Raw genomic sequence first — 21100 nt, 5'->3', positions numbered from 1 at the left:
GTTCACACTAGCACGGGCGAGCCGTTCTTGCACGAACGGAGTCTCGCGGGCGCCTACTTGAGGGCAAGGACGGATTGCAGCGCCAGGCTCGCGAGCGTGCTGGGGAAGAGTCCGAAGATGATGACGCCCGCCGCAGCGCAGGCCAGAACGATGGACAACGCCGGAGAGGGAAGCAGCCTGGGAGCCTCGGCGGTCGTGGGTTCCAGCTCGCGCATGTACATGACCATCACGACCCGCATGTAATAGTAGGCGGACACGGCGGCGAAAATTACGGCCACGACGGCGAGCCAGGTCAATCCCGCCTCCACGGCCGCCATGAAGACGTAGAACTTTCCGATGAACCCGGCCGTCGGCGGAATACCGGCGAGAGAGACCATGAAGACGAGCATCAAAAACCCCGCCAGCGGCTGACGTTTGGCCAGACCCGCGAAGTCCTCGATATTTTCGCCCTCTAGGCCTCCCCGGCGAAACAGGCCGATCATCGCGAAGGCCCCGAGCGTCATGAAGGCGTAGACGACGAGATACAGCATGACGGCGGCGAGCCCTGAGGCGCCGCCGGACTCGCCGGCTCCGCGCGCGGCTGCGACCACGCCGATCAGCGCATAGCCCGCATGCGCGATACTGGAGTAGGCCAGCATGCGTTTGAAGTTGGTTTGGACGATGGCGACGACGTTGCCGAGGATGAGCGTGGCGAGACAGAGGATCAGGAACAACCCGGACCAGTCGGTTCTCAGCCCTCCGAGGCCTTCCACGAAGACCCGGAGGAACGCGGCGAAGCTTGCGGCCTTTGAGGCGACCGCCATGAAGGCGGTCACTGAGGTCGGGGCGCCCTCATAGACGTCCGGCGTCCACATGTGGAACGGCACCACGGCCAACTTGAAGCCGAAGCCGACGGTGAGCAGCACGGTCGCGACCATGAGCAGCGGATCCTCGAATCCTCTGGTTCCGATCGCGCTCGCAATACTCGCCAGTTTGGTGCCGCCGGTCGCTCCGTAGAGCAGGGAAATGCCGTACAGCAGCAGCCCCGAGGAGAACGCGCCCAGGACGAAGTACTTGGCCGAGGCTTCCAACGAGCGGGGCGACGAACGCTTGAGTCCCGCCATCACGTAGAGCGACAGCGACATCAACTCCGTTCCCAGATAGATGGTCAGGAGATCGGCGCCCGATACCATGACCAGCATGCCGGACAGGGCCAGCAGCATGAAGCCGTAGTACTCTCCGAGTTGGAGCCGCTCGATTTTCAAATAGGGCATCGACATGAGGATGGTCAGTCCCGTCACAACGTACAGCAGCAGCTTCCAGAATCGGGCATAGGCGTCCACAACGACCAGATCGTTGAAGGCGAGGACGCGCAGGTTCAGCATCCCGATCTGTCCGCCCGTCAACCCGATGCAGAGGGCCAACGCGCCCAAACTGATCCAGGCGAGCCATTCCTTCTTCGGAGCCTCCGTCAGTGGATCGAGCACCAAGATGAGGCAGGCGGCGCCGATCACGATGAGTTCGGGAAGGATGACGAGCAGATCCGGACCGAACGAGGTCATCGTCCACGGCCCTCCCCTGTTCGAAGATCCGCGGTGGTGACCTGCGCCGGCGTTGGCGCCGAGGCGGAGGGATGTGTCGCCGGGGCGACCTTCGTCCGGGCCATCACGTCCAAGGTTTTTGTCACGCTTGCGTGCATGCGGTTGACGAAGGGATTCGGATAGACGCCGATCCAGAAGACAAGCACCACCAATGGGGCGAGAATGGCAAACTCGCGCCGATTCAGATCGGTGAGCTTCGGCAGTTGCGCCGGCGACGGGATGCCGAAGGCGACGCGCTGCACCATCCAGAGCATGTAGACAGCCGCGAGGATGATGCCGAGGGCCGCCATCACCGTCGCGGCCTTGCTCCAGAGCACCGTGCCGATCAGCACGAGGAATTCCCCCACGAAGCTGTTGGTGCCGGGCAGGCCGATCGAAGAGAGCGAAAAGATCACGAGCAGCGTCGCGTATTGCGGCATCGGTTTGGCCAGACCGGCGTTGTCGGCGATCAGCCGGCTGTGCGTCCGTTCGTAGATGATGCCGACGCAGAGGAACAGGGCGCCCGTGGTGATGCCGTGGTTGACCATCTGCAGAACGGCACCTTCGATACCCTGTTGGTTCAGTACAAAGATCCCGAGCGTGACGAATCCCATGTGGCTGACGCTGGAGTAGGCGATCAGCTTCTTGAGATCGGCCTGCGCGAGCGCCATATAGGCGCCGTAGATGATCGCGACGATCGACAGCAGCACCATCGCCGCCGTCATGTCGCGGGAGGCATCGGGCAGCATCGGGAGGCTGAACCGGAGAAAGCCGTAGGTCCCCATCTTCAGCAGTACGCTCGCGAGGATGACGCTGCCCGCCGTCGGCGCCTCCACATGGGCGTCGGGCAGCCATGTGTGGAACGGGAACATCGGTACTTTCACCGCGAAGGCGGCAAAGAAGGCCAGGAAGAGCCAGATCTGAAGCGAGGCCGGATAGGTCACCTGGCTGAGGGCAAGAATGTCGAAGGTCCGTCCGCCGTAGAAATACAGGACGAGGATGGCGACCAGGAGCAGCAGGCTGCCCGCCAGCGTGTAGAGGAAGAATTTGATGGCGGCATACAGGCGATTGGGCCCGCCCCACACGCCGATCAGTAAATACATCGGAATCAGCATGGCCTCCCAAAACACGTAGAACAGCACGAAGTCGAGCGCGGCGAAGACGCCGATCATCGCGGTCTCCATGAGCAGCAGCGTAGCCATGAAGCTGCGGACCCGCATGGTGATGGAAGTCCAGGAAACCAGTACGCAGAGGGGCATCAGCGCGGCCGTCATGAGGACCAGCGGGAGGCTGATGCCGTCGAGGCCGAGGCTGTAGTGAATCGGAGGCGTGGTAATCCAGGCGACGTGTTCGACGAACTGCATTTGGCTCGACTGCGCATCGAAATGCCACCAGAGCGGCAGCGCGGCCGCGAAATCCGCCAGCGTGGTCCCCAGCGCGACCCACTTCACACTCTCGTCCTTGACCAGGCAGAGCGCGGCGGCTCCGGCCAGAGGCAGGAATATCAGGAAGGTGAGCCAGGGGAAATCAGCCGTCATGAGTCATGCGCCGCCGAAGCCGGACAGCCGTCCTCCTACCACATGAGAAACACGGTCACCATCACGACCACGCCCAGCGCCATGCCCAAGGCGTAGTGCTGGGTCTGTCCACTCTGAATGAGCCGCAACACCCAACCTCCCCAGGCGATCGCGCGGCCCACGCCGTTGACCGCGCCGTCGATGACGTCGACGTCCACGCGCTTCCACAGTTCGCGCGCGGCGGTTACGGTCGGCGTGACGATGGCGCGATCGTAGGCTTCGTCGACGTACCATTTGTTGAGGGACAGCTGATACAGCGACGCCCACTGCCCCGCCCATCGATTCGGGAGTTCCGGGTTGGCGACGTACACATAATAGGCCCCTGCGATGCCGAGCACTCCGGTCAGGGTTGCGGTCAGCATGATGGCCAGCGCCGAGCCGCCATGATGGGCGTCGGCTCCGCCGCCGGCGAACATCGGTTCGAGGAACGCGGGAATGCCCAGGTAGCCGGCAGCGATGCTGAAGATCGCCAGGATCACCAGCGGCACCGTCATGGTCGGCGAAGGTTCGTGGACGGCGGAGGCGTGATGCGCATCGACATGCGACGAGCCCCAGAACGTCACGAACACCAATCGAAAACTGTAAAACGCGGTCAGGAGAGCCGTCAGCAGTCCAAAGAGGGCGAGCAGCTGCCCCAGCGGTCCGGAAGCCCAGGCGGACACCAGGAGCGCGTCCTTGCTGAAAAAACCGGCGGTGAGAGGAAATCCGGCCAAGGCCAGCGAGCCGATCAGAAACGTCCAGTAGGTGACGGGCAGCTTGTCTTTGAGGCCGCCCATGTGCCGCATGTCCTGCTCGTGATGGAGCGCGATGATGACGGAGCCGCAACCTAGGAACAGCAACGCCTTGAACGCCCCATGGGTGAGGAGATGGTACATGCCGGCCGCGTACGCGCCCAGTCCGCAGGCCATCATCATGTAGCCGAGCTGGCTCATCGTCGAATACGCCACGACCCGCTTGATGTCGGTCTGGGTGAGCGCGATCGTGGCTCCCAGCACCATCGTCGTCCCGCCGACGACGGCCACCACGACGCCGGCCGCGGGGGCGAGGTCGTAGAGCGGGGCCAGGCGCGCCACCATGAACACCCCCGCGGTCACCATCGTGGCCGCATGGATCAACGCGGAGATGGGCGTCGGCCCTTCCATGGCGTCCGGCAGCCACACGTGCAGGGGGACCTGCGCCGATTTGCCGACCGCGCCGACGAAGAGCAGCAGGCAGATGACCGTCAACGTCGGAACGTCCCACTGCCCGCCGAAGGAATGCAGGAGGTTCAGCGTCGCGCCGTCCGAGGCCTTCGCGCGGGCGAAGACCTCGGAATAGTCGAGCGAGCCGAACGTGAGCCAGACCAGCAGCAAACCCAGGATGAACCCAAAATCCCCTACGCGATTGACGATGAAGGCCTTGGTGGCGGCGGCACAGGCGGACGGCCGCTCGTACCAGTGGCCGATCAGCAGATAGGAGCAGAGCCCGACCGCTTCCCAGAAGACGAACAGCTGCAGGAAATTGTCGGCCAGGACCAGCATCAGCATGGAAAAAGTGAACAGCGCGATGTAGCTGAAGAAGCGGGCGTATCCCGGTTCTCCCGCCATGTAGCCGATCGTGTAGACGTGAACCAGCGTGCTGACGCCCGTCACGAGGATGAGCATGGCGACGGTGAGCCGGTCGATGGTCAGACCCAGATGCACATTCAGCGTGCCGGAGTTGAGCCAGGTATACAACGGCAGTGTCGTGTGATGCCCGTCGGCGACGTCGAGCAAGGCGAACAGAGACAGCAGGAGCGAGACCGCGACCGCCGGGACGGCGATGAAGTGAGCCTTGTCCCGGATCCAATGGCCGCCGAGGCCGAGGATCAGGAAGGAGGCGAAGGGCAAGAGCGGGATGAGTTCGTAGGTCATTGTGAAAGTTCGGCTTGCGGGTCCTGTCGCCGACCAGCCCGTCCGTCCTCGCACCCCGCCTGGTATGGGGACCCCGCTGCGGGCGCCTGGTGAACGCCGCGTCCTGGCGCGGCAGTGTTTGGACGCGTGAGCATGTCACCCAGATCGACGCCACCCACAAGCCTTACAGTCTGGTCGGGGTTTCGGCTCATGAATCGGTTACCACTTCAATAGCTGGAATTCGTCTACGTTGATCGTGGACTTCGAACGGTACAGCGCGATGATGATGGCCAGTCCCACCGCCACCTCCGCCGCGGCCACGGTCAGGGTGAAGAAGACGAAGACCTGCCCCGCGGCATGGTGAAAATATTCGGAGAACGCCACGAAGTTGATGTTCGTGGCGTTCAGCATGAGTTCCACGGACAGGAGAATGATGATGATGTTCCGTCTGATCAGCACACCCACCAGACCGGTCAGAAACACCACACCGCTGAGCATAAGATAGAACGACAGGGGGAGGGTCATGATTCCGCCGACTCCGGAATGTCGCGCTTGGCGAGGACGATGGCGCCGATCATGGCGACCAGCAGGATCAGCGAGGCGACTTCGAACGGAAACAGATAGGAGGTATAGAGGACGTCTCCAAGCGCCTCGGTGTTGCCGAGCCCTTCCACCGCCGCGGTCTCCGTGGAGTCGGTTCTGGGACCGGCTTGTCCCTTCAGCAGGGCCAGGACCGTTCCTTCGAGGACCAACATTCCCCCAACGAGGGCGGCGACGGGCCATTGGCGGTGGTAGCGCTCGTCATGCTTGATATTCAGGAGCATCACCACGAACAGGTACAGCACCAGGATCGCGCCGGCATACACGATGATCTGCACGGCCGCCAGAAACTCCGCGTGCAACGTCACATAGAGCCCCGCGACGTGAAAAAACATGATCAACAGGGACAGCGCGCTGTAGATGGGATTATGCAGGGTCACGACCAGAATCGAGGTCACCGCGATGACCAGGGCAAAGTAAAAAAAGAACAAGGATTCCATGCTCACCGTTCCTGCGGCTGTGTCGGCGCTCAGTTCGGCTTCTGCGGCACGTGGCTGAACGACACGTTGAAGAAGGCCACGTTCCGATGCTGCAGTTCCAGGCGCTTTTCCCGGACCGGAAAGGACCGGTCGCCGATTGCGAGCAACTGCTGCTTGTTGAGGTACAACTGGCGCTTGTCGTATACCGCCCACTCGAACTCCTGCGTCATGCCGAGGGCGTCGACCGGACAGGCCTCCACGCACATGCCGCAGAACAGGCAGCGGGTCATGTCCATGTAATATTCCTTTGAGTACCGCTTGGTCGGCTCACCCGGCACTTCGGCGCTGACGACCCGGATCACTCGCGACGGGCAGGCCGCCTCGCACAGATCGCAGCCCACGCATTTCTCCGTCCCGTCGTCGTATCGGAGCAGCGCGAGCATCCCGCGATAGTTGTCGGGAAGCGCCCGCTTCTCATGGGGATACTGGACCGTGATCGGTCTGTAGCGCAGCAAGTGGGACATGGTGGCCTTCATCCCCACGAGAATTTCGTAGAAGACGATGGTCTTGAGCCACTCGACGAGCCGGGAATGGCGTTTGGGGCCGGGTTGAGTCGGTGCGGTCGACATCCGTCCTCGTCAGCCTCGGAAGAAGTACACGGCGATGGAAGTCACGACGATGTTCGCGAGCGCGATCGGTAACATCACTTTCCAACCGAACTTCATCAATTGATCGTAGCGCAGCCGCGGCAGGGTGGCGCGCAGCCAGAAGAACAGAAACAAAAATGCATAGGTCTTGACGGTGAACCAGGCGATGTTTTCCGCCCAGGCGACCTGCGGCAGTCCGACCTGCGCCAGGATCGTTCCTGGGTAGGGCGCGTTCCAGCCGCCCAAAAACATCACGGCCGCGATGCAGGACACGAGCACCATGTTGGCGTATTCGGCGATGAAGAAGAACGCGAACCGCATGCCGCTGTACTCCGTGAAGAATCCCGCCACGAGCTCGCTTTCGGCTTCGGGCAGGTCGAACGGCACGCGGTTGGTTTCGGCGACCGCCGAGATCACGTAGACCACGAATGCGAAGATCTGCGGCGCCGGAAACGCGAATACGTACCAGTGCCAGAACCCACCGCTCTGGGCCTCGGCAATCTTGACCAGGCTCAGGGAACCGGCCAGGATCAGCACGCCCACAATGGCCAGCCCGACGTTGAGTTCGTAGCTGATGACCTGGGCGGCGGAGCGCAAGCCGCCCAACAGGGAATACTTGCTGTTCGAGGCCCACCCTCCCAGGATGATGCCGTACGCGCCGATGGAGGTGAACGCCAGGATGTACAGAATGCCGATGTTGATGTCGCTGATGACGAAGGGTTTGACCGAGATTCCGAAGAACTCGAACGTCTGGCCGGGTCCGAACGGAATCACGGCAAAGCCGATCAGCGCGGGGACCATCGCGAGAATGGGAGCCAGGGTGAACATGAATTTGTTGGCCCCGGCCGGCACGATGTCTTCCTTGAAGAAGAGCTTCAGTCCGTCGGCGATCGGCTGTAGGACGCCGTAGGGACCGACTTCCATCGGGCCCATGCGATCCTGCATCCAGCCGAGCACCTTTCGTTCGGCCAACGTCAGGATCATCACCGTCAACATGACGACGCCCATGACGGCGGCGATCTGAGCAAGCGACACGGCGAGACGCACGCTGAGTTCGGTCACGACAACACTCCCTTCTCTTACTCGACCTTGACGACCGATACGAGGGCCGCCCGGAACGACGGGACCTTCGTTTCCTTATCGATCGTGATCTCGCATAACTGAGTCATGTCCTGGGCGAAGTGATCGGGGAACCACGCGAAACCACGTGGGACGCGGTCGAGCAGTTTCACGGTCGTCGTGCAGGAACCCCGTTCATTGGACAGCGTGACGCGGTCTCCGGCGCTTACGGTCAACTGTGCCGCGTCTTCGGGGTTGAGCCGCAACATACCCGCGGCTTCCACCTGAACCAATCCTTTCGAACGAATCGACAGCTTGCCAGAATGGAACAGGCTCTGCACGAGACCCAACGTCAACATACCGGCCGGCCGGCTCGTTGGGAGGGGCAGAGTATACCGGTGGGCAAGGTCCCGACGAAACCCCCCTGCGAGGTAGCGGCCGAGCGCTTGCTGATCCACCTTGGCCGAGACGGGTGTCGGCCCGAGCGGTCCATATCCGGGGACGATGCTGCGGATTTCCTTCAGCAGATCTTTGGCGTCTGCGTACTCCCAAGGCGTGCCGAGCAAGATCGACAGGGCCGAGAAGATGTCCCAGTCCGGGCGGCTTTCGCCGACCGGTTCGATCGCAGGGCGGACGGCTTGTGCGTGCCCTTCGGAGTTCGTGAATGTGCCGGCTTTCTCGAAGGCGGACGCGGCCGGCAGCACGACATGCGCCAATGACGCGGTCTCCGTGAGGAACAGTTCCTGACACAGGAGGAAGTCCAGCTTTGCGAGTTTGTCCTTCACACCCAGATGAGCCGGTAGGCTCGCCACCGGATTTTCGCCGACGATCAACATGGCCTTGAGCCGACCGGCCCCGGCCTGCTCGATCATCTCGATGAGCGTCGCGCCGGGCTGATCGGGCGGAGTCCCCTTCCAGACCTGTGCAATCCGCTTTCGAGCCGTCTCGTCCGACACGTCGAGGGCTCCCGGCAGCCATTCGGCCACGGCCCCCATTTCGACCGCCCCCTGGTCGTTGTTTTCTTCGGCCAGAGGCGCGAAGCCGCAGCCCGGGGCGGCGGCTTTCCCGAGCAGGAGGAGCAGATCCAGAAGATTCAGGCTCGCGTGATACCCGCCGGGGCTGCGTAAGAGCCCTTGGCCGGCGAGGACGACGACGCGCCGGCCGCGCGCAAGCGCCGTGACGATCTCGACGAACTGCTGTTGGGAGGCTCCCGTTCGGGCGGCCACCTCCGTCCAGGCGAGCTGTCCCAGGTGTTGGGACAGGGCTGTGACGTAGTCCGGCGCTTGCGCGCGCAGAGCGGCGTCGATGTGATTGCCCTCCACCGCGGCCTTGAGGAGGCCGAGGACGGCGGCCGGAAACTGTTCCGGTCCCATGCAGAGATGGTGGCGCGACAGGTTGGCGATATTGCTGATCGTATCGATCGCCGGCTGCATGGACTCGATCGTCACCAGCTCGGCCTGGTGCTTTTTCACCGCTTCCTTCACCTTGAGGCCCGTGATCGGATTTGCGTCGGTGAGATTCGTGCCGATCAATAATATGACATCGGCGCGCACGATGTCCTCGAAAGCGAGCGTCCAGCGGTGCGTGCCCTGGACGCGCTGCATCGCCCTGACGGCATTGAGGTGGCCGTAACGGGCGCTGCTGTCCACGTTGTTCGTGCCGACGGCGAGGCGCAAGAGTTTTTGGAACAGATACAGTTCCTCGTTGGTCAGACGGCCGGAGATCAGCCCGCCCACTGCATGGGGACCGGACTGGGCCTTGATGTCCAGCAGCCGTTGGGCCGTCAACTGCAGCGCCGCCTCCCACGTGGCTTCGATCAGTACCCCGTTCTGCCTGATCAACGGCTTGGTGAGCCGTTCCGGATGGGCCGCCGCGTGGAACCCGAAAAATCCCCTGGCGCAGAGGTCCCCGTTGTTACGGCCGGCGCCCTGAGCCGAATTGACTTCGACGAGCTGGTTGCCTTTCGTTTGCACGGTGATCTGGCAGCCGTCCCCGCAGTACGCGCAGACCGTATCGGCGCGCTTGAGCATCCAGGGCCGGTACTCGTACATCGACAACCGGCTGGTGATCGCCCCGACCGGACAGATCTGGACGCAGCCGCCGCAGAACTCGCAATCGAGCGGATGTGCGGCGAAGGACTTGATCTCGGTCATGGTGCCGCGACCCACGGGGGCTAGGGCCTTGACGTCCATCACTTCGTCGCAATAGCGGACGCAGCGCAGGCATTGCACGCAGCGGTTCATCTGGGTCTCGATCAGCGGGCTGAAATACTCCTTCTGGAAAATGCGCTTGGTCTCGGCGAACCGGCTGGCCGTTGCCGTGTACTCGTGCGAAAAGTCCTGGAGGTCGCACTTGCCGCCCTGGTCGCACACCGGGCAGTCCAGCGGATGATTGGCGAGGATGAACTCAAGCACGGACTTGTGCGCATCGTGGACGACCGTGGTCGCCGTGCGGACGGTCATGCCGTCGCTCGCCACGGTGCTGCACGACGTCTGCAACTTGGGCATCTTCTCGACTTCCACCAGACACATTCGGCAGTTGGCATCCGGCTTCAGCTTGGGGTGATAGCAGAAATGCGGAATCATGACGCCGACCCGGCGCGCCGCCTCGATGACGAGGGTGCCCTTCGGGACCGTGACGGAGATGCCGTCGATGGTCAAGCGGACCGTTTCTGAAGAAGCGTCAGCCATGAGATTCGTCCCTAGCGCGTTGCTCCCACCGGGATCGATTTGATGAGATTCGCCGCTTCCGCCTCGTGAATCAGCGCCACATACTCTTGGCGCCAATGTTTCAATGTGCTCATGATGGGCGCGACCTCGGCGTCGCCGAAGGCGCAGACCGTGCGGCCGGCGATGTTCTTGCACAGATCCGTCAACGTTTCAAGATCCTGCGCCCGGCCCTGTTTGGCTACAATGCGGCGCATGGTCTGGACCAGCCAGGAGCTGCCTTCACGGCAGGGCGTGCACTTGCCGCAGGACTCGTGGTAGAAAAATTCCATAAGCCGGAGCGCGGCCCAGACCATGCTGGTCCCTTCTTCCATCACCGTGACGCCGCCGGAGCCCAGCATGGAGCCGGCCGCCGCCACCGATTCAAAGTCGAGTTTTACGTCGAGATGGGCCGGGGTCAAAAACGGCGCCGACGCGCCGCCCGGTATAAAGGCTTTGATGGGTTTGTCTCCCCGCATCCCGCCGGCCTGTTCGTAGATCAACTCGCGAAACGTCACGCCCATGGGCACTTCGTAATTGCCCGGCCGCTTCACATGTCCGCTGACGCAGAAGATCCTCGTGCCCGTGCTCTTGGGCGGGGAGCCGATCGACGCGAACCATTCGGCGCCGCGACTGAGAATGTGCGGGAGGTTCGCCAGTGTCTCCACATTGTTGACGACGGTCGGCTTGTTGTATAGACCGTGCGTGGCGGGAAACGGAGGCTTGACGCGCGGCAGGCCGCGTTTGCCTTCCAGGGATTCGAGAAGCGCGGTCTCTTCACCGCAAATGTAGGCCCCGGCTCCGCGGTGGACGACGATCTCGACGGTGACGCCTGTGCCGAGGATATTCTTGCCGACATAGCCGGCCGATCGGGCTTCCTCGATCGCCCGCTCCAGGATTGTGGCGCCCAGCACCATCTCGCCCCGGATATAAATGTAGGTGGCTTCGGCCCCGATGGCGTAGCCGGCCAGGACGATGCCTTCCAGGAGCTGGTGGGGATCCCGCTCCATGAGCTGCCGATCTTTGAACGTGCCCGGCTCGCTCTCGTCGGCGTTGCAGCACAGATACCGCGGACCCTGGTGATCCTTGGGAAGAAAACCCCATTTCACGCCGGTCGGAAAGCCGGCTCCGCCGCGGCCCCGGAGCCCGGATTTCATGACGATGGCCGTGACGTCGACCGGGGCGATCTTGCCGAGCGTCTTTCTGAGCGCCTGATAGCCGCCCGCCCGCTCGTAGTCGGCAAGCGAGCCGGTATAGCCGGGTTGCATCATGTTTTTCAGAAGAATCAGTTCGTGGTTCGCCATGGTGTACTTTCGTGAAGCATCGTTCGTGAAGCGCAGGGCTTCTCAGATTTCGTTTCCGCAAACGACGAGATACGAGCCTCGCTTCACACCCCCTGCTTCGCGGGCGGCGGTTCCGGCCACATGAACGGCCCGCTCTTCAGCGCGCTCGACCCGGTCGTGCGAAGATCGGCCAGAATCCGATCCACCTTCTCCTCGGTCAACCGTTCGTAATAGGCGTCGTTGATCTGCATCATCGGGCCGGTCCCGCAGGCCGCCAGGCATTCCACCGCGGACAGGGTGAACAGACCGTCGGCCGTGGTCTCGCCGGGCCCGATACCCAGCTTCGCCTTGATCCAGCCGATCACGGTGTCCGAGCCGACCAGCGCGCACATTAGCGACTTGCAGACTTGAATGTGGTGCGTCCCCACCTTCTTGAGATTCAACATGGTATAGAAGGTGGCGGTCTCGTAGACCTGCGGCGGCGTCAACCGAAGGAGGCCGGCGATTTCGGTCATTGCCGCTTCCGTCAGGTAGCCTTCATCCCGCTGTGCCAGATAGAGCAGTGGAATCAGCGCCGACCGTTTTACCGGATAGCGGCTCAGGATGCTTTCGATCTCAGACTTGTATTTCTTCATCAACATGTAGGCATCCTGAACGGTCAAGGTCTAATGTTGAATGTCGAATAGCTAGCGTTGCGTCCCAGAAGTTCGTTCGCGGTGAGCCTGTCGAACCATGAACGGAACTCCTTTCAATATCCCCTGTCTCAGCGGTCGCACTCGCCCATGACGATATCGTACGTGCCGAAAATCGTGATGATGTCCGAAATCAGATAGCCTCGAGCCATGTGGTCGAAGGCGCCCATATGTACGAACGAAGGGGATCGGATCTTCAGCCGATAGGGACGGGCGGAGCCGTCGCTGACGATGAAGAAGCCCAGCTCGCCTTTCGGCGCCTCGGTCCCGCAATAGGTCTCGGCCTTCGGGGGCTTCAGTCCCTGGGTGAAGATGATGAAGTGATGGATCAGACTCTCCATGTCCCGCATGACGTGGGGCTTCGGCGGAGGAATGTACTGCGGAGCATCCGCCATGATCGCGCCGGGCGGCAATTGATCGAGACACTGCTGAATGATCCGCGCGCTTTGCCGCATTTCTTCCATCCGGACCCAATACCGGTCATAGGTATCGCCTTTTTTGCCGATCGGCACTTCCCAGTCGACCTTGTCGTACACTCCGTACGGCTCGGCCTTGCGGATGTCGTAGGCGACGCCCGATCCTCGCAGCACCGGCCCGGTGCAGCCGAAGTTGATGGCATCCTCGGCCGAGATCACCGCGACATTCTTGGTCCGCCCGAGCCAGATCCGGTTCGAGGCGATCAGCGAATCGTATTCCCTTACCATGTCGGGGAATGTCGCCAAGAAGGTCTTGAGCCGTTGGATCAGCTCCGGCGTCAAATCGCTGTCCACCCCGCCGATCCGATAGTAGTTCAGCGTGAGGCGCGCGCCGCAGAGCTTCTCGAACAGGTCGAGCAGCACCTCGCGCTCGCGAAACGTCCAGAAAAAGACCGTCATGGCGCCGATGTCCAGCGCCTGCGTGCCAAGCCAGAACAGATGTCCGACGATCCGCTGCATTTCGGCCACGATTGTCCGAATGTATTCCGCCCGTTCCGGAAGCGTAATCCCGAGCAGCTTCTCCACGGCCCGCACGTAGGCGTAATTGTTGGCCATCGCGCAGACGTAGTCGAGCCGGTCGGTATGAGGAATGATCTGCATGTAGGCCAGCCCTTCGGAAAGCTTTTCCACTCCCCGATGCAGGTAACCGAGATCGGGTGTGGCCTTCACGATCCGTTCGCCGTCCAATTCCAAGACGACGCGCAGCACGCCGTGCGTGCTGGGATGTTGCGGCCCCATGTTGAGCAGCAGTTCTTCCCGGCGCAGGGACCCCGGTCGCTCCTGCTCGGCCCGAAAGGCCTGCTTCTGGCTCTCGGGAATCTCGCTGTCCGCGGAGTCGGACGGCGGCTCGTCCAGCCGGGGAATGAAGTCGAACTGGCTGCGCCACCCGCGCCCTTCGGCAGGGAAGTCTTTTCGCAAGGGAAAGCCTTCGTCATAGTCATCCGGCATGAGAATGCGCCGGAGGTCCGGATGCCCGGCGAAGCGTATGCCCATCATGTCGTAGACTTCACGTTCCAGAAACTCGGCGCCCTTCCACACGGGCGTGACGGAGGCGATCGTCGGATTGGCTTCCGACAGCCGCGCCTTCAGGCGGAGCCGTCGGTTTCTGGAAAGGGAATGGAGATGATAGACGACTTCAAACCGCTGTTGGTCCTCCGGGTAGTCCACGGAACAGATATCGGTGAGATGGTTGAACGAGGCTTCCGGCTCGTCGTGGAGGAACCGGCTCAATTCGAGCATGTGCTCCGCCGCGACGTCGATCGAGACTTCCGATCGCTCCGTGTCCGCTTGGACGGACAGGACGGCCTTGGGAAACCGCGTCATCAGCGTTTCAATCAGTGATTGCATGACACACTTTATATCGGCGACAAGCCTCGGGGCGGCACCGCGAAGGAATCTCCCCGAGGCTGTTCCGATGTCGTTCCCCGCGCCGCTATTTGACGAACACTTTTTCCCGCTGGATCTTCTCCTGCAGTTTCAGCAGCCCGTCGAGCAACGCTTCGGGACGGGGCGGGCAGCCCGGGACGTACACATCGACCGGCACGATCTGATCGACCCCCTGAACGACGGCGTAGCTGTTGTAGTGATTGCCGGACGTGGCGCAGGATCCCATGGAGATCACATACCGAGGCTCCGGCATCTGGTCGTAGATGCGGCGGATGACCGGCGCCATTTTGCGCGTGACCGTGCCGGCCACGATCATGAGATCCGACTGCCGAGGCGAGGCCCGAAAGACGCCGGCCCCGAACCGGTCGATGTCGTAGCGAGAGGAGACGCTGGCGATCATCTCGATGGCGCAGCAGGCCAGACCGAACGTCATCGGCCACAGGGCGGACTTTCTGGCCCAATTCACGACCGCGTCGAGATTGGTCGTAATGATGTTCGCGTCGAGCTGTCGTTCCAAAAAGCTCATCGCGCTCGCTCCAGTGCTGAGTGCTGAGTGCTGAGTGCCGAGGACCGGCCTCGGCATGTTTCTCCACACCCCTCAAAGAATGAGATGAGCGGGTGACGGCGACCTGGGCGCCCAGCCGCCTGCAGCGGGGCCACACACCGGGCGGGGTGCGAAGCCGGCTGGGCTGGTCGGCGGCAGGACCCGCTCAGTCCCATTCCAACGCTCCCTTCTTCCATGCATACCAGAGTCCCACCAAGAGAATCCCTATGAACACCAGCATTTCCACCAAGCCCAGGAGTCCCAACGATTGAAACCGCACGGCCCAAGGCAGAATGAAGATGACCTCGATATCGAAAATCACGAACAGCATGGCGATGATGTAGTATCGCATCGGGAACTGAATGCGGGCGTCGGAAAACAAGGGACTGCCGCTCTCGTAAGGGCTGAGCTTGGCGCGATACGGCCGGCTCGGCCGGACGAGGCGGCCGGCGAGCAGCGAGACGGCGCCGAACGCCATCGCAATCCCGATGAACAGCAGGATCGGAAGATAATTTGCAGGAACCGATTCGCTACCCATGCGGGCCTCGTGAAGCGTGAAGCGTGAAGCCTGAAGCGCAGGACAATTCTGCATTCGTCAGCTCACCCATGTCTCCGCGAGGCTCGCTGACCGGCGTGAGCGCGTCACCGAAGAATGGTTTGAAGGTCAACCCGTCGAGTTGCGGTTCCGTCATGGCCTTGTGCTGCACCAAGATCTTGAAAGTCCGGCCCATGCCGTTGGGTTGGAGCAAGTGCAGGGCGGCGAACAACTCAGGACTTTCCGGTTCGAGCCGGCCGATCAGTTCCTCAACGCCGAGGCCCATGAGAAAACTCATTTGGTTCGTGAATCCCGTCAGGGAAAGGCCCGCCTCCTGTCCCGCCAAGGCCAGGCTGGTGAAATCGACGTGGGAGGTCATGTCCTGGAGCCCGACCCGCGTATACGGATCCTCGGACGTCAATTGCGAGTGGTAACAGAGCAGCGTGCCTCTGGCGCGGTCCGGCCCGTACAGGTCCTGCGCGGAGTGTCCGTAGTCGATGGTGAGGACCACTCCGCGGGAAAGGCTGCCGGCCACGCGGGCCATCCAGTCGCGCGCGCGCAGATTGATTTCGGTCCGATAGCCTTCCGGCAGGACAAGGTCGAGGCGCGCCAAGTACGCGGCAAGCGCCGGATCCGACGGTGGCTGGAGACATTCGACAAACCGGCCCTCCTGGTAGTCCACGAACAGTTCTTTGAGGACCCCTCCGGACACTTCGACGCGGTGAACGGGAAACGCGTCGATCAGCTCGTTGCTGAACATCACACCCACCGTCCTGTCCTGAGGGAGACGGGCCATGTCCTCAAGCCAGGCGACCAGCCCGTCCCGTCTCGACCAGCGTTGAAGGTGATGCTCTTGGACGGCGCGCATCGCGGGACTTCGTTCGACCAAGACGTAGCGCAGGCGCCGTCCCCACACATCGAATCCCTCTGCCTCACAAGCGGACAGGAAATGCGCAGCCAACAGGCCCTTGCCGGGCCCCATTTCAACGACCGTGAAAGGGTCGGGATGTCCGAGCAGCGCGTCGATCTGCTGCGCCTGTCTGGCCAGTGTCTGCCCGAGAATGGGATGGACGTCCGAGCTTGTATAAAAGTCCCCGGACCAGCCGATTCGCTCCGTACCCGCTTCGGGCGGACGCATGTAATACCCATACTGAGGATGATAGAGCGCGAGGTCCATGAATCGGACAAAGGGCATCGGACCCGACGACGTGATCTCCGAGACGATGGCGGCCGTGAGTTGTGGATGGCCTGTGATTGCCACAGGAGGCACTCCTTGCTGCGAGAACTGCCGCACCGGCGACGGCTCTTGTATAGACACCAAGAGCCGTCGGGCAAATCTTACCCGTCACCACAAGAAAAGAGGGGGCTAGAGTAGCCGTTGGAACTACGCTAAGTCAAGGTGATTTCAGGGAGAAAGTGTCGTCTTGTCCACACAATGACTTCCTGGCTTGCCCGAGTGCTGCAGCGTCCGGTTTGTCCTCCATATGCATATGTAATCTGCCAAGGCTCTTCCTTTCGGGGTGTCGGTTCTCCGGCCTCCTAAGCCCGCCACGTGAGTCCGGTTCAGCGAATCGCGGCTGCTCGGACAATCACTCTTCTTGTTATCCACCCATCTTGGCTCGCCTGGAAGGGATGCGGACTGAGACGGACGACATGGGCGTCCATCTTCATTACTCTTGCGCGCCCGCTGCGCCTGGCTCTCGACCGTTGCGGCAATTCGGGCACCGTTCTGTCGAGCGACTGCGTCTCGCCTTTTGCGAGTGGCATCGATGTTCGACGTTCCGTTCATGCAAGCATGGAACGGAACGAGTTTCGATGCCAAGCAGGTGTGAGACTAGAACGGTCGAATTGACGCGCGGGAGAGAGGCGGGCGCAGCGAGCCTGGTTCTATACCCAGTTTTCGACCCGTAATCCTGGGACGCGCCGGAACTCCCTGAGGTTGTTGGTGACGAGCCGGACTCCCAGACTCAGCGCATGGGCGGCGATGAGCATATCCATCGAACCGATAAGGCTCCCCTTCAGTTCCAGTTGGGATCGCAATCGACCGTATGAAAAGGCCGCCTCTCGGTCGAAAGAGGTCACCTCCAGCGAGGCGAGAAACTGCTCCAGCGCGAGCCGATTCTTGGTGGAGTGGCGACTCTTACTCACTCCATAAGCCAGCTCTGAGACACTGATACTGGAAATCCCGATGTCGCCGACTGGATAGGAAAAGAATCGCTCAATGACCGCAGGAGGTTGTTGCTTGATGAGATAGATGCAGATGTTGGTGTCCAGCATCACCTTCATGCGAGGGTCCGCTTGCGTTTCTGCAAGGGAGGCTGGACTCTGCCTTCCTCCATGAAATCGGGGGTAAACCTGGCGAGACACTCCGCGAAGCGCTGCCAAGTCTGCTTCTTCGGCCGGATGACGAGCGTATTGCCCCTTCGTTGAATTTCGACTTCGTCACCCTCTAACTGGAACTCGCGAGGAATTCTCACCGCCTGGCTGTTGCCGCTCATGAAGAGTTTGGTCTTTTTTCGAGAGGTCATAGCAATGTCATCAAGCGGAATGTATATACACGATGATATACACCGTGTGATTTCCCTGTCAACCGTCTAGGCCCTGCCAGCTCCTCGTAGCAACTCGAGCGGTTCTTCGTCTCTTGCTTGACCGGCCTCGTGAGTCCGGTTTCGCGGATCGCGGAGGCGAGGGCACCGTACTTGTCGAATTCCGGCGGTCGCCGAAGGTCGACAGCGGCGGATGTTCGACGTTTCGTTCCGCCACGCGAGGAACGAAACAAGTTTCCGCCGCTGAGCCGGAAGAGACTTAGTACGGTCGAGCCGGAGCGTCTGAGCAGGAGAGGACTAACGAGCCTGGTTTCCTACGCCCCATGGCATTTCTTATACTTCTTCCCGCTGCCGCATGGGCAGGGGTCGTTGCGGCCGACTTTGTCGTCGTTGCGGTGCACGGTCTGAGACCCCACCGGTTCCTCACCTCTGTTGAGCGTGAGCTTCGGCTGCGGGCGGGTCATGATGGGGGGCGGCGGGGGCGCCGTGTGCTCCGGATCGTTTCGGACGGCCTGCACGTGGAACAGACGGTCCAGCGTGTCGGACTTGATCCGCTCCATCATGCCCGCGAACAAGTCGAAGCCCTCGCGTTTGTATTCGATGAGCGGGTCCTTCTGTCCGTACCCGCGCAATCCGATCCCGTCGCGGAGATGGTCCATCGCGAGCAGGTGATCCTTCCAATGGTGGTCGATGACCTGGAGCATGAAGGTCTTTTCGAGGAAGCGCAGCAGGTCCGACCCCAGATCCTGTTCCTTCCGCTTATAGGTCTCGCGTGCCTGGGCGCGAAGATCCTCCGACAGCGCATCGCGGCCCAGGTCGCGCAACGCTTCACCGCCGTCGTCTTTGCCGTGCGTGATGTCGATACCGAACTGCCCCTGCATCATGTCGGTCAGGCCTTTGAGGTCCCATTCCTCCGGGTACTGCTCGGGGGGGCAATATACTGTGAGGGCCGATTCGACGACACCGTCCATCATGTCCTGAATGTCTTCGCTCAGGTGGCTGCCGGCGAGGACGGCGCGACGGTGCTGGTAAATCACCTCGCGCTGCTTGTTCATGACATCGTCGTATTCGAGCAATTGTTTGCGGATCTCGAAGTTGTGGGCCTCGACCTTCTTCTGCGCGTTGGCGATGGCGCGCGTGACCATCCCGTGCTCGATCGGGATGCCCTCTTCCATGCCCAGCTTGAGCATCAGTTGCGAGACCCGTTCGGATGCGAAAATCCGCATCAGGTCGTCTTCGAGGGACAGATAAAACCGGGAGGATCCCGGGTCGCCCTGTCGGCCGGCGCGGCCCCGCAGCTGATTGTCGATGCGACGACTTTCATGCCGTTCCGTGCCGAGAATGTGGAGCCCCCCGAGCGTGACCACGTCCTGCTTGTTCTTTTCGCAATCCGCCCGGATCTCCTCGAAGACGGCGAGCTTCCGCTCGTCCGGAAGGGATTCTTCGCGATAAAGGACCTGCTTGAACATGAAGTCGGCGTTGCCCCCGAGCAGGATGTCGGTGCCGCGGCCCGCCATGTTGGTGGCGATCGTGACGGCCCCCTTGCGCCCGGCCTGCGCGACGATTTCCGCTTCTCGCTCGTGCTGCTTCGCATTGAGCACGTTGTGCTTGATGCCGTTGCGGCTCAGCATGCCGGCGAGCTTCTCGGATTTTTCGATCGAGATCGTACCGACCAGCACCGGCTGTCCGCGCTCGTGGCATTCCTTGATCTCCTCCACGATCGCGGCGAACTTTTCCTTCTCGGTGCGATAGACGACGTCGGCGTAGTCCAGCCGGATCATCTTGCGGTTGGTCGGGACGACGTTGACGTCGAGATTGTAGATCTTCGCGAATTCCGCCGCCTCGGTGTCGGCCGTGCCGGTCATGCCACCGAGCTTCTTGTACATTCGGAAATAGTTTTGGAAGGTCACCGAGGCCAGGGTCTGATTCTCGTTGGCGATCTTCACGCCTTCCTTGGCTTCGACCGCCTGGTGAAGCCCGTCGCTCCAACGGCGGCCCGGCATCAGGCGTCCGGTGAATTCATCGACGATGATCACCTCGCCGTCCTTGACCACGTAGTCGACGTCTCGTTTGTAGAGCGCGTACGCTTGCAACGCCTTGACCACGTGGTGCACCAAGTCCATGTGGGCGGGATCGTAGAGATTGTCCACGCCGAGCAGGTGTTCGACCCGTACGTTGCCGTCCTCGGTGAGCGAGGCGGTCTTGGTCTTTTCTTCGATCGTGTAATCCTGCTCGATCTTCAGTTGCGGGATGATGGCATTGATGCGGTAGTAGAGGTCGGTGGTCTGATCGGTCGGGCCCGAAATGATCAAGGGGGTCCTCGCCTCGTCGATCAAAATACTGTCGACCTCGTCCACGATCGCGAAGTTCAGCTCCCGCTGGACGCACTGGTTCAGATCGGTGACGACCAGATTGTCCCGCAAATAGTCGAACCCGTATTCGTTGTTGGTCCCGTAGGTGATGTCGGCGCGATACGCTTCCGGTCTGGTGCAAGGACGCAGATGTTGGAGCCGTTTGTCCGACGCATCGTAGGTCGGATCGAAGATGAACGAGGCATCGTGCTGAATGACGCCGGTCGACAGCCCGAGGGCATGGTAGAGTTGCCCCATCCATTGAGCGTCTCGTTTGGCCAAGTAGTCGTTGACCGTGACGAGGTGGGCCCCTTTGCCTTCCAGCGCGTTCAAATAGATGGGGAGCGTCGCGACGAGGGTCTTGCCCTCTCCGGTTTTCATTTCCGAAATGCGACCTCGGTGCAGGATCATCCCGCCGATCAACTGCACGTCGAAGTGACGCATGTTGAGCTTCCGGCGTGACATCTCGCGGCACACGGCGAACGCTTCCGGCAGAATGTCGTCCAGGCGCTCGCCTGCGGCCAGACGCTTCTTGAAGGCTTCTGTCTTGTCGGCCAGCGCCTGATCGGACAGCGGGGTCAACTCGGTTTCCAATCCGTTGATCCGTTGCACAACCGGCATCAACGCCTTGATTTCACGGTCATTCTTGCTGCCGAAGACGAGATTCAGGAGTTGTGTCAGCATGTTCGATTTCAGGCCCGATGCCGGGCCTGGTCTACGTATGTCCTAATGGATCGCGACGATTGGGGTCGAAAGCCGTCCCGCAGTATACAGCAAACATTTTCCGAATCCTATCGAGATTCGACCCCGACCGCCGCGTTGTCTTGACTCCTCCCCGGCGCGTCCCGTA

The 21100-nt window shown here is 61.6% G+C and carries 17 protein-coding genes; all 17 read right to left on the bottom strand.

Going from position 1 to position 21100, the window contains the following annotated elements; genetic code table 11:
- Positions 1–53 precede the first annotated feature (53 nt).
- Positions 54–1541 carry an NADH-quinone oxidoreductase subunit N gene (locus tag P0111_15540; GenBank protein ID MDF0645443.1) on the bottom strand — a complete coding sequence of 496 codons (1488 nt, stop codon included), beginning with the start codon at positions 1539–1541 and terminating at the stop codon, positions 54–56.
- On the bottom strand, positions 1538–3097 hold the full coding sequence (locus tag P0111_15535; GenBank protein MDF0645442.1) for an NADH-quinone oxidoreductase subunit M: 1560 nt from the start codon (positions 3095–3097) through the stop codon (positions 1538–1540). The genes P0111_15540 and P0111_15535 overlap by 4 nt, the downstream gene beginning before the upstream one ends.
- A 35-nt stretch (positions 3098–3132) precedes the next feature.
- Positions 3133–5028, bottom strand: a complete 1896-nt coding sequence (nuoL, locus tag P0111_15530; GenBank protein ID MDF0645441.1) for an NADH-quinone oxidoreductase subunit L — start codon at positions 5026–5028, stop codon at positions 3133–3135.
- A 198-nt stretch (positions 5029–5226) separates the two neighbouring features.
- Positions 5227–5532 (bottom strand): NADH-quinone oxidoreductase subunit NuoK, encoded by a 306-nt coding sequence (gene nuoK, locus P0111_15525; GenBank protein MDF0645440.1) that lies wholly within the window; start codon positions 5530–5532, stop codon positions 5227–5229.
- Complete coding sequence (locus P0111_15520) at positions 5529–6047, bottom strand: NADH-quinone oxidoreductase subunit J (protein MDF0645439.1); 519 nt, start codon at positions 6045–6047, stop codon at positions 5529–5531. The genes nuoK and P0111_15520 overlap by 4 nt, the downstream gene beginning before the upstream one ends.
- A 29-nt stretch (positions 6048–6076) precedes the next feature.
- On the bottom strand, positions 6077–6655 hold the full coding sequence (gene nuoI, locus P0111_15515) for an NADH-quinone oxidoreductase subunit NuoI (GenBank protein ID MDF0645438.1): 579 nt from the start codon (positions 6653–6655) through the stop codon (positions 6077–6079).
- Between the two features lie 9 nt (positions 6656–6664).
- Positions 6665–7735 carry an NADH-quinone oxidoreductase subunit NuoH gene (gene nuoH, locus P0111_15510; protein ID MDF0645437.1) on the bottom strand — a complete coding sequence of 357 codons (1071 nt, stop codon included), beginning with the start codon at positions 7733–7735 and terminating at the stop codon, positions 6665–6667.
- A gap of 17 nt (positions 7736–7752) precedes the next feature.
- Complete coding sequence (nuoG, locus tag P0111_15505) at positions 7753–10422, bottom strand: NADH-quinone oxidoreductase subunit NuoG (GenBank protein MDF0645436.1); 2670 nt, start codon at positions 10420–10422, stop codon at positions 7753–7755.
- Between the two features lie 11 nt (positions 10423–10433).
- Positions 10434–11741, bottom strand: a complete 1308-nt coding sequence (gene nuoF / locus P0111_15500) for an NADH-quinone oxidoreductase subunit NuoF (GenBank protein MDF0645435.1) — start codon at positions 11739–11741, stop codon at positions 10434–10436.
- An 83-nt stretch (positions 11742–11824) separates the two neighbouring features.
- A complete protein-coding gene (nuoE, locus tag P0111_15495) occupies positions 11825–12361 on the bottom strand; it encodes an NADH-quinone oxidoreductase subunit NuoE (protein MDF0645434.1) in 537 nt (178 codons plus the stop codon).
- 122 nt (positions 12362–12483) lie between these two features.
- Positions 12484–14235, bottom strand: coding sequence for an NADH dehydrogenase (quinone) subunit D (gene nuoD / locus P0111_15490; GenBank protein ID MDF0645433.1), 1752 nt, complete (start codon positions 14233–14235; stop codon positions 12484–12486).
- Between the two features lie 85 nt (positions 14236–14320).
- The gene (locus tag P0111_15485) at positions 14321–14800 is read right to left on the bottom strand and encodes an NADH-quinone oxidoreductase subunit B (GenBank protein MDF0645432.1); all 480 of its coding nucleotides are present in this window, start codon (positions 14798–14800) and stop codon (positions 14321–14323) included.
- Between the two features lie 184 nt (positions 14801–14984).
- Positions 14985–15356: an NADH-quinone oxidoreductase subunit A gene (gene ndhC, locus P0111_15480; protein MDF0645431.1), complete on the bottom strand. Its 372-nt coding sequence runs from the start codon at positions 15354–15356 to the stop codon at positions 14985–14987.
- Positions 15349–16614: an SAM-dependent methyltransferase gene (locus tag P0111_15475; GenBank protein ID MDF0645430.1), complete on the bottom strand. Its 1266-nt coding sequence runs from the start codon at positions 16612–16614 to the stop codon at positions 15349–15351. Before P0111_15475 ends, ndhC begins: the two co-directional genes overlap by 8 nt.
- Positions 16615–17240: 626 nt before the next feature.
- Positions 17241–17639: a type II toxin-antitoxin system VapC family toxin gene (locus P0111_15470; GenBank protein MDF0645429.1), complete on the bottom strand. Its 399-nt coding sequence runs from the start codon at positions 17637–17639 to the stop codon at positions 17241–17243.
- Positions 17636–17881, bottom strand: a complete 246-nt coding sequence (gene vapB / locus P0111_15465; GenBank protein MDF0645428.1) for a type II toxin-antitoxin system VapB family antitoxin — start codon at positions 17879–17881, stop codon at positions 17636–17638. The genes P0111_15470 and vapB overlap by 4 nt, the downstream gene beginning before the upstream one ends.
- Positions 17882–18213: 332 nt before the next feature.
- Positions 18214–20934 (bottom strand): preprotein translocase subunit SecA, encoded by a 2721-nt coding sequence (gene secA, locus P0111_15460; protein ID MDF0645427.1) that lies wholly within the window; start codon positions 20932–20934, stop codon positions 18214–18216.
- Between the last annotated feature and the right edge of the window lie 166 nt (positions 20935–21100).

Source organism: Nitrospira sp., from assembly GCA_029194535.1.
GTDB lineage: Bacteria > Nitrospirota > Nitrospiria > Nitrospirales > Nitrospiraceae > Nitrospira_C.
Note: the sequence above shows the minus strand (reverse complement) of the source record. Positions and strands in the feature narration are given on the sequence as shown.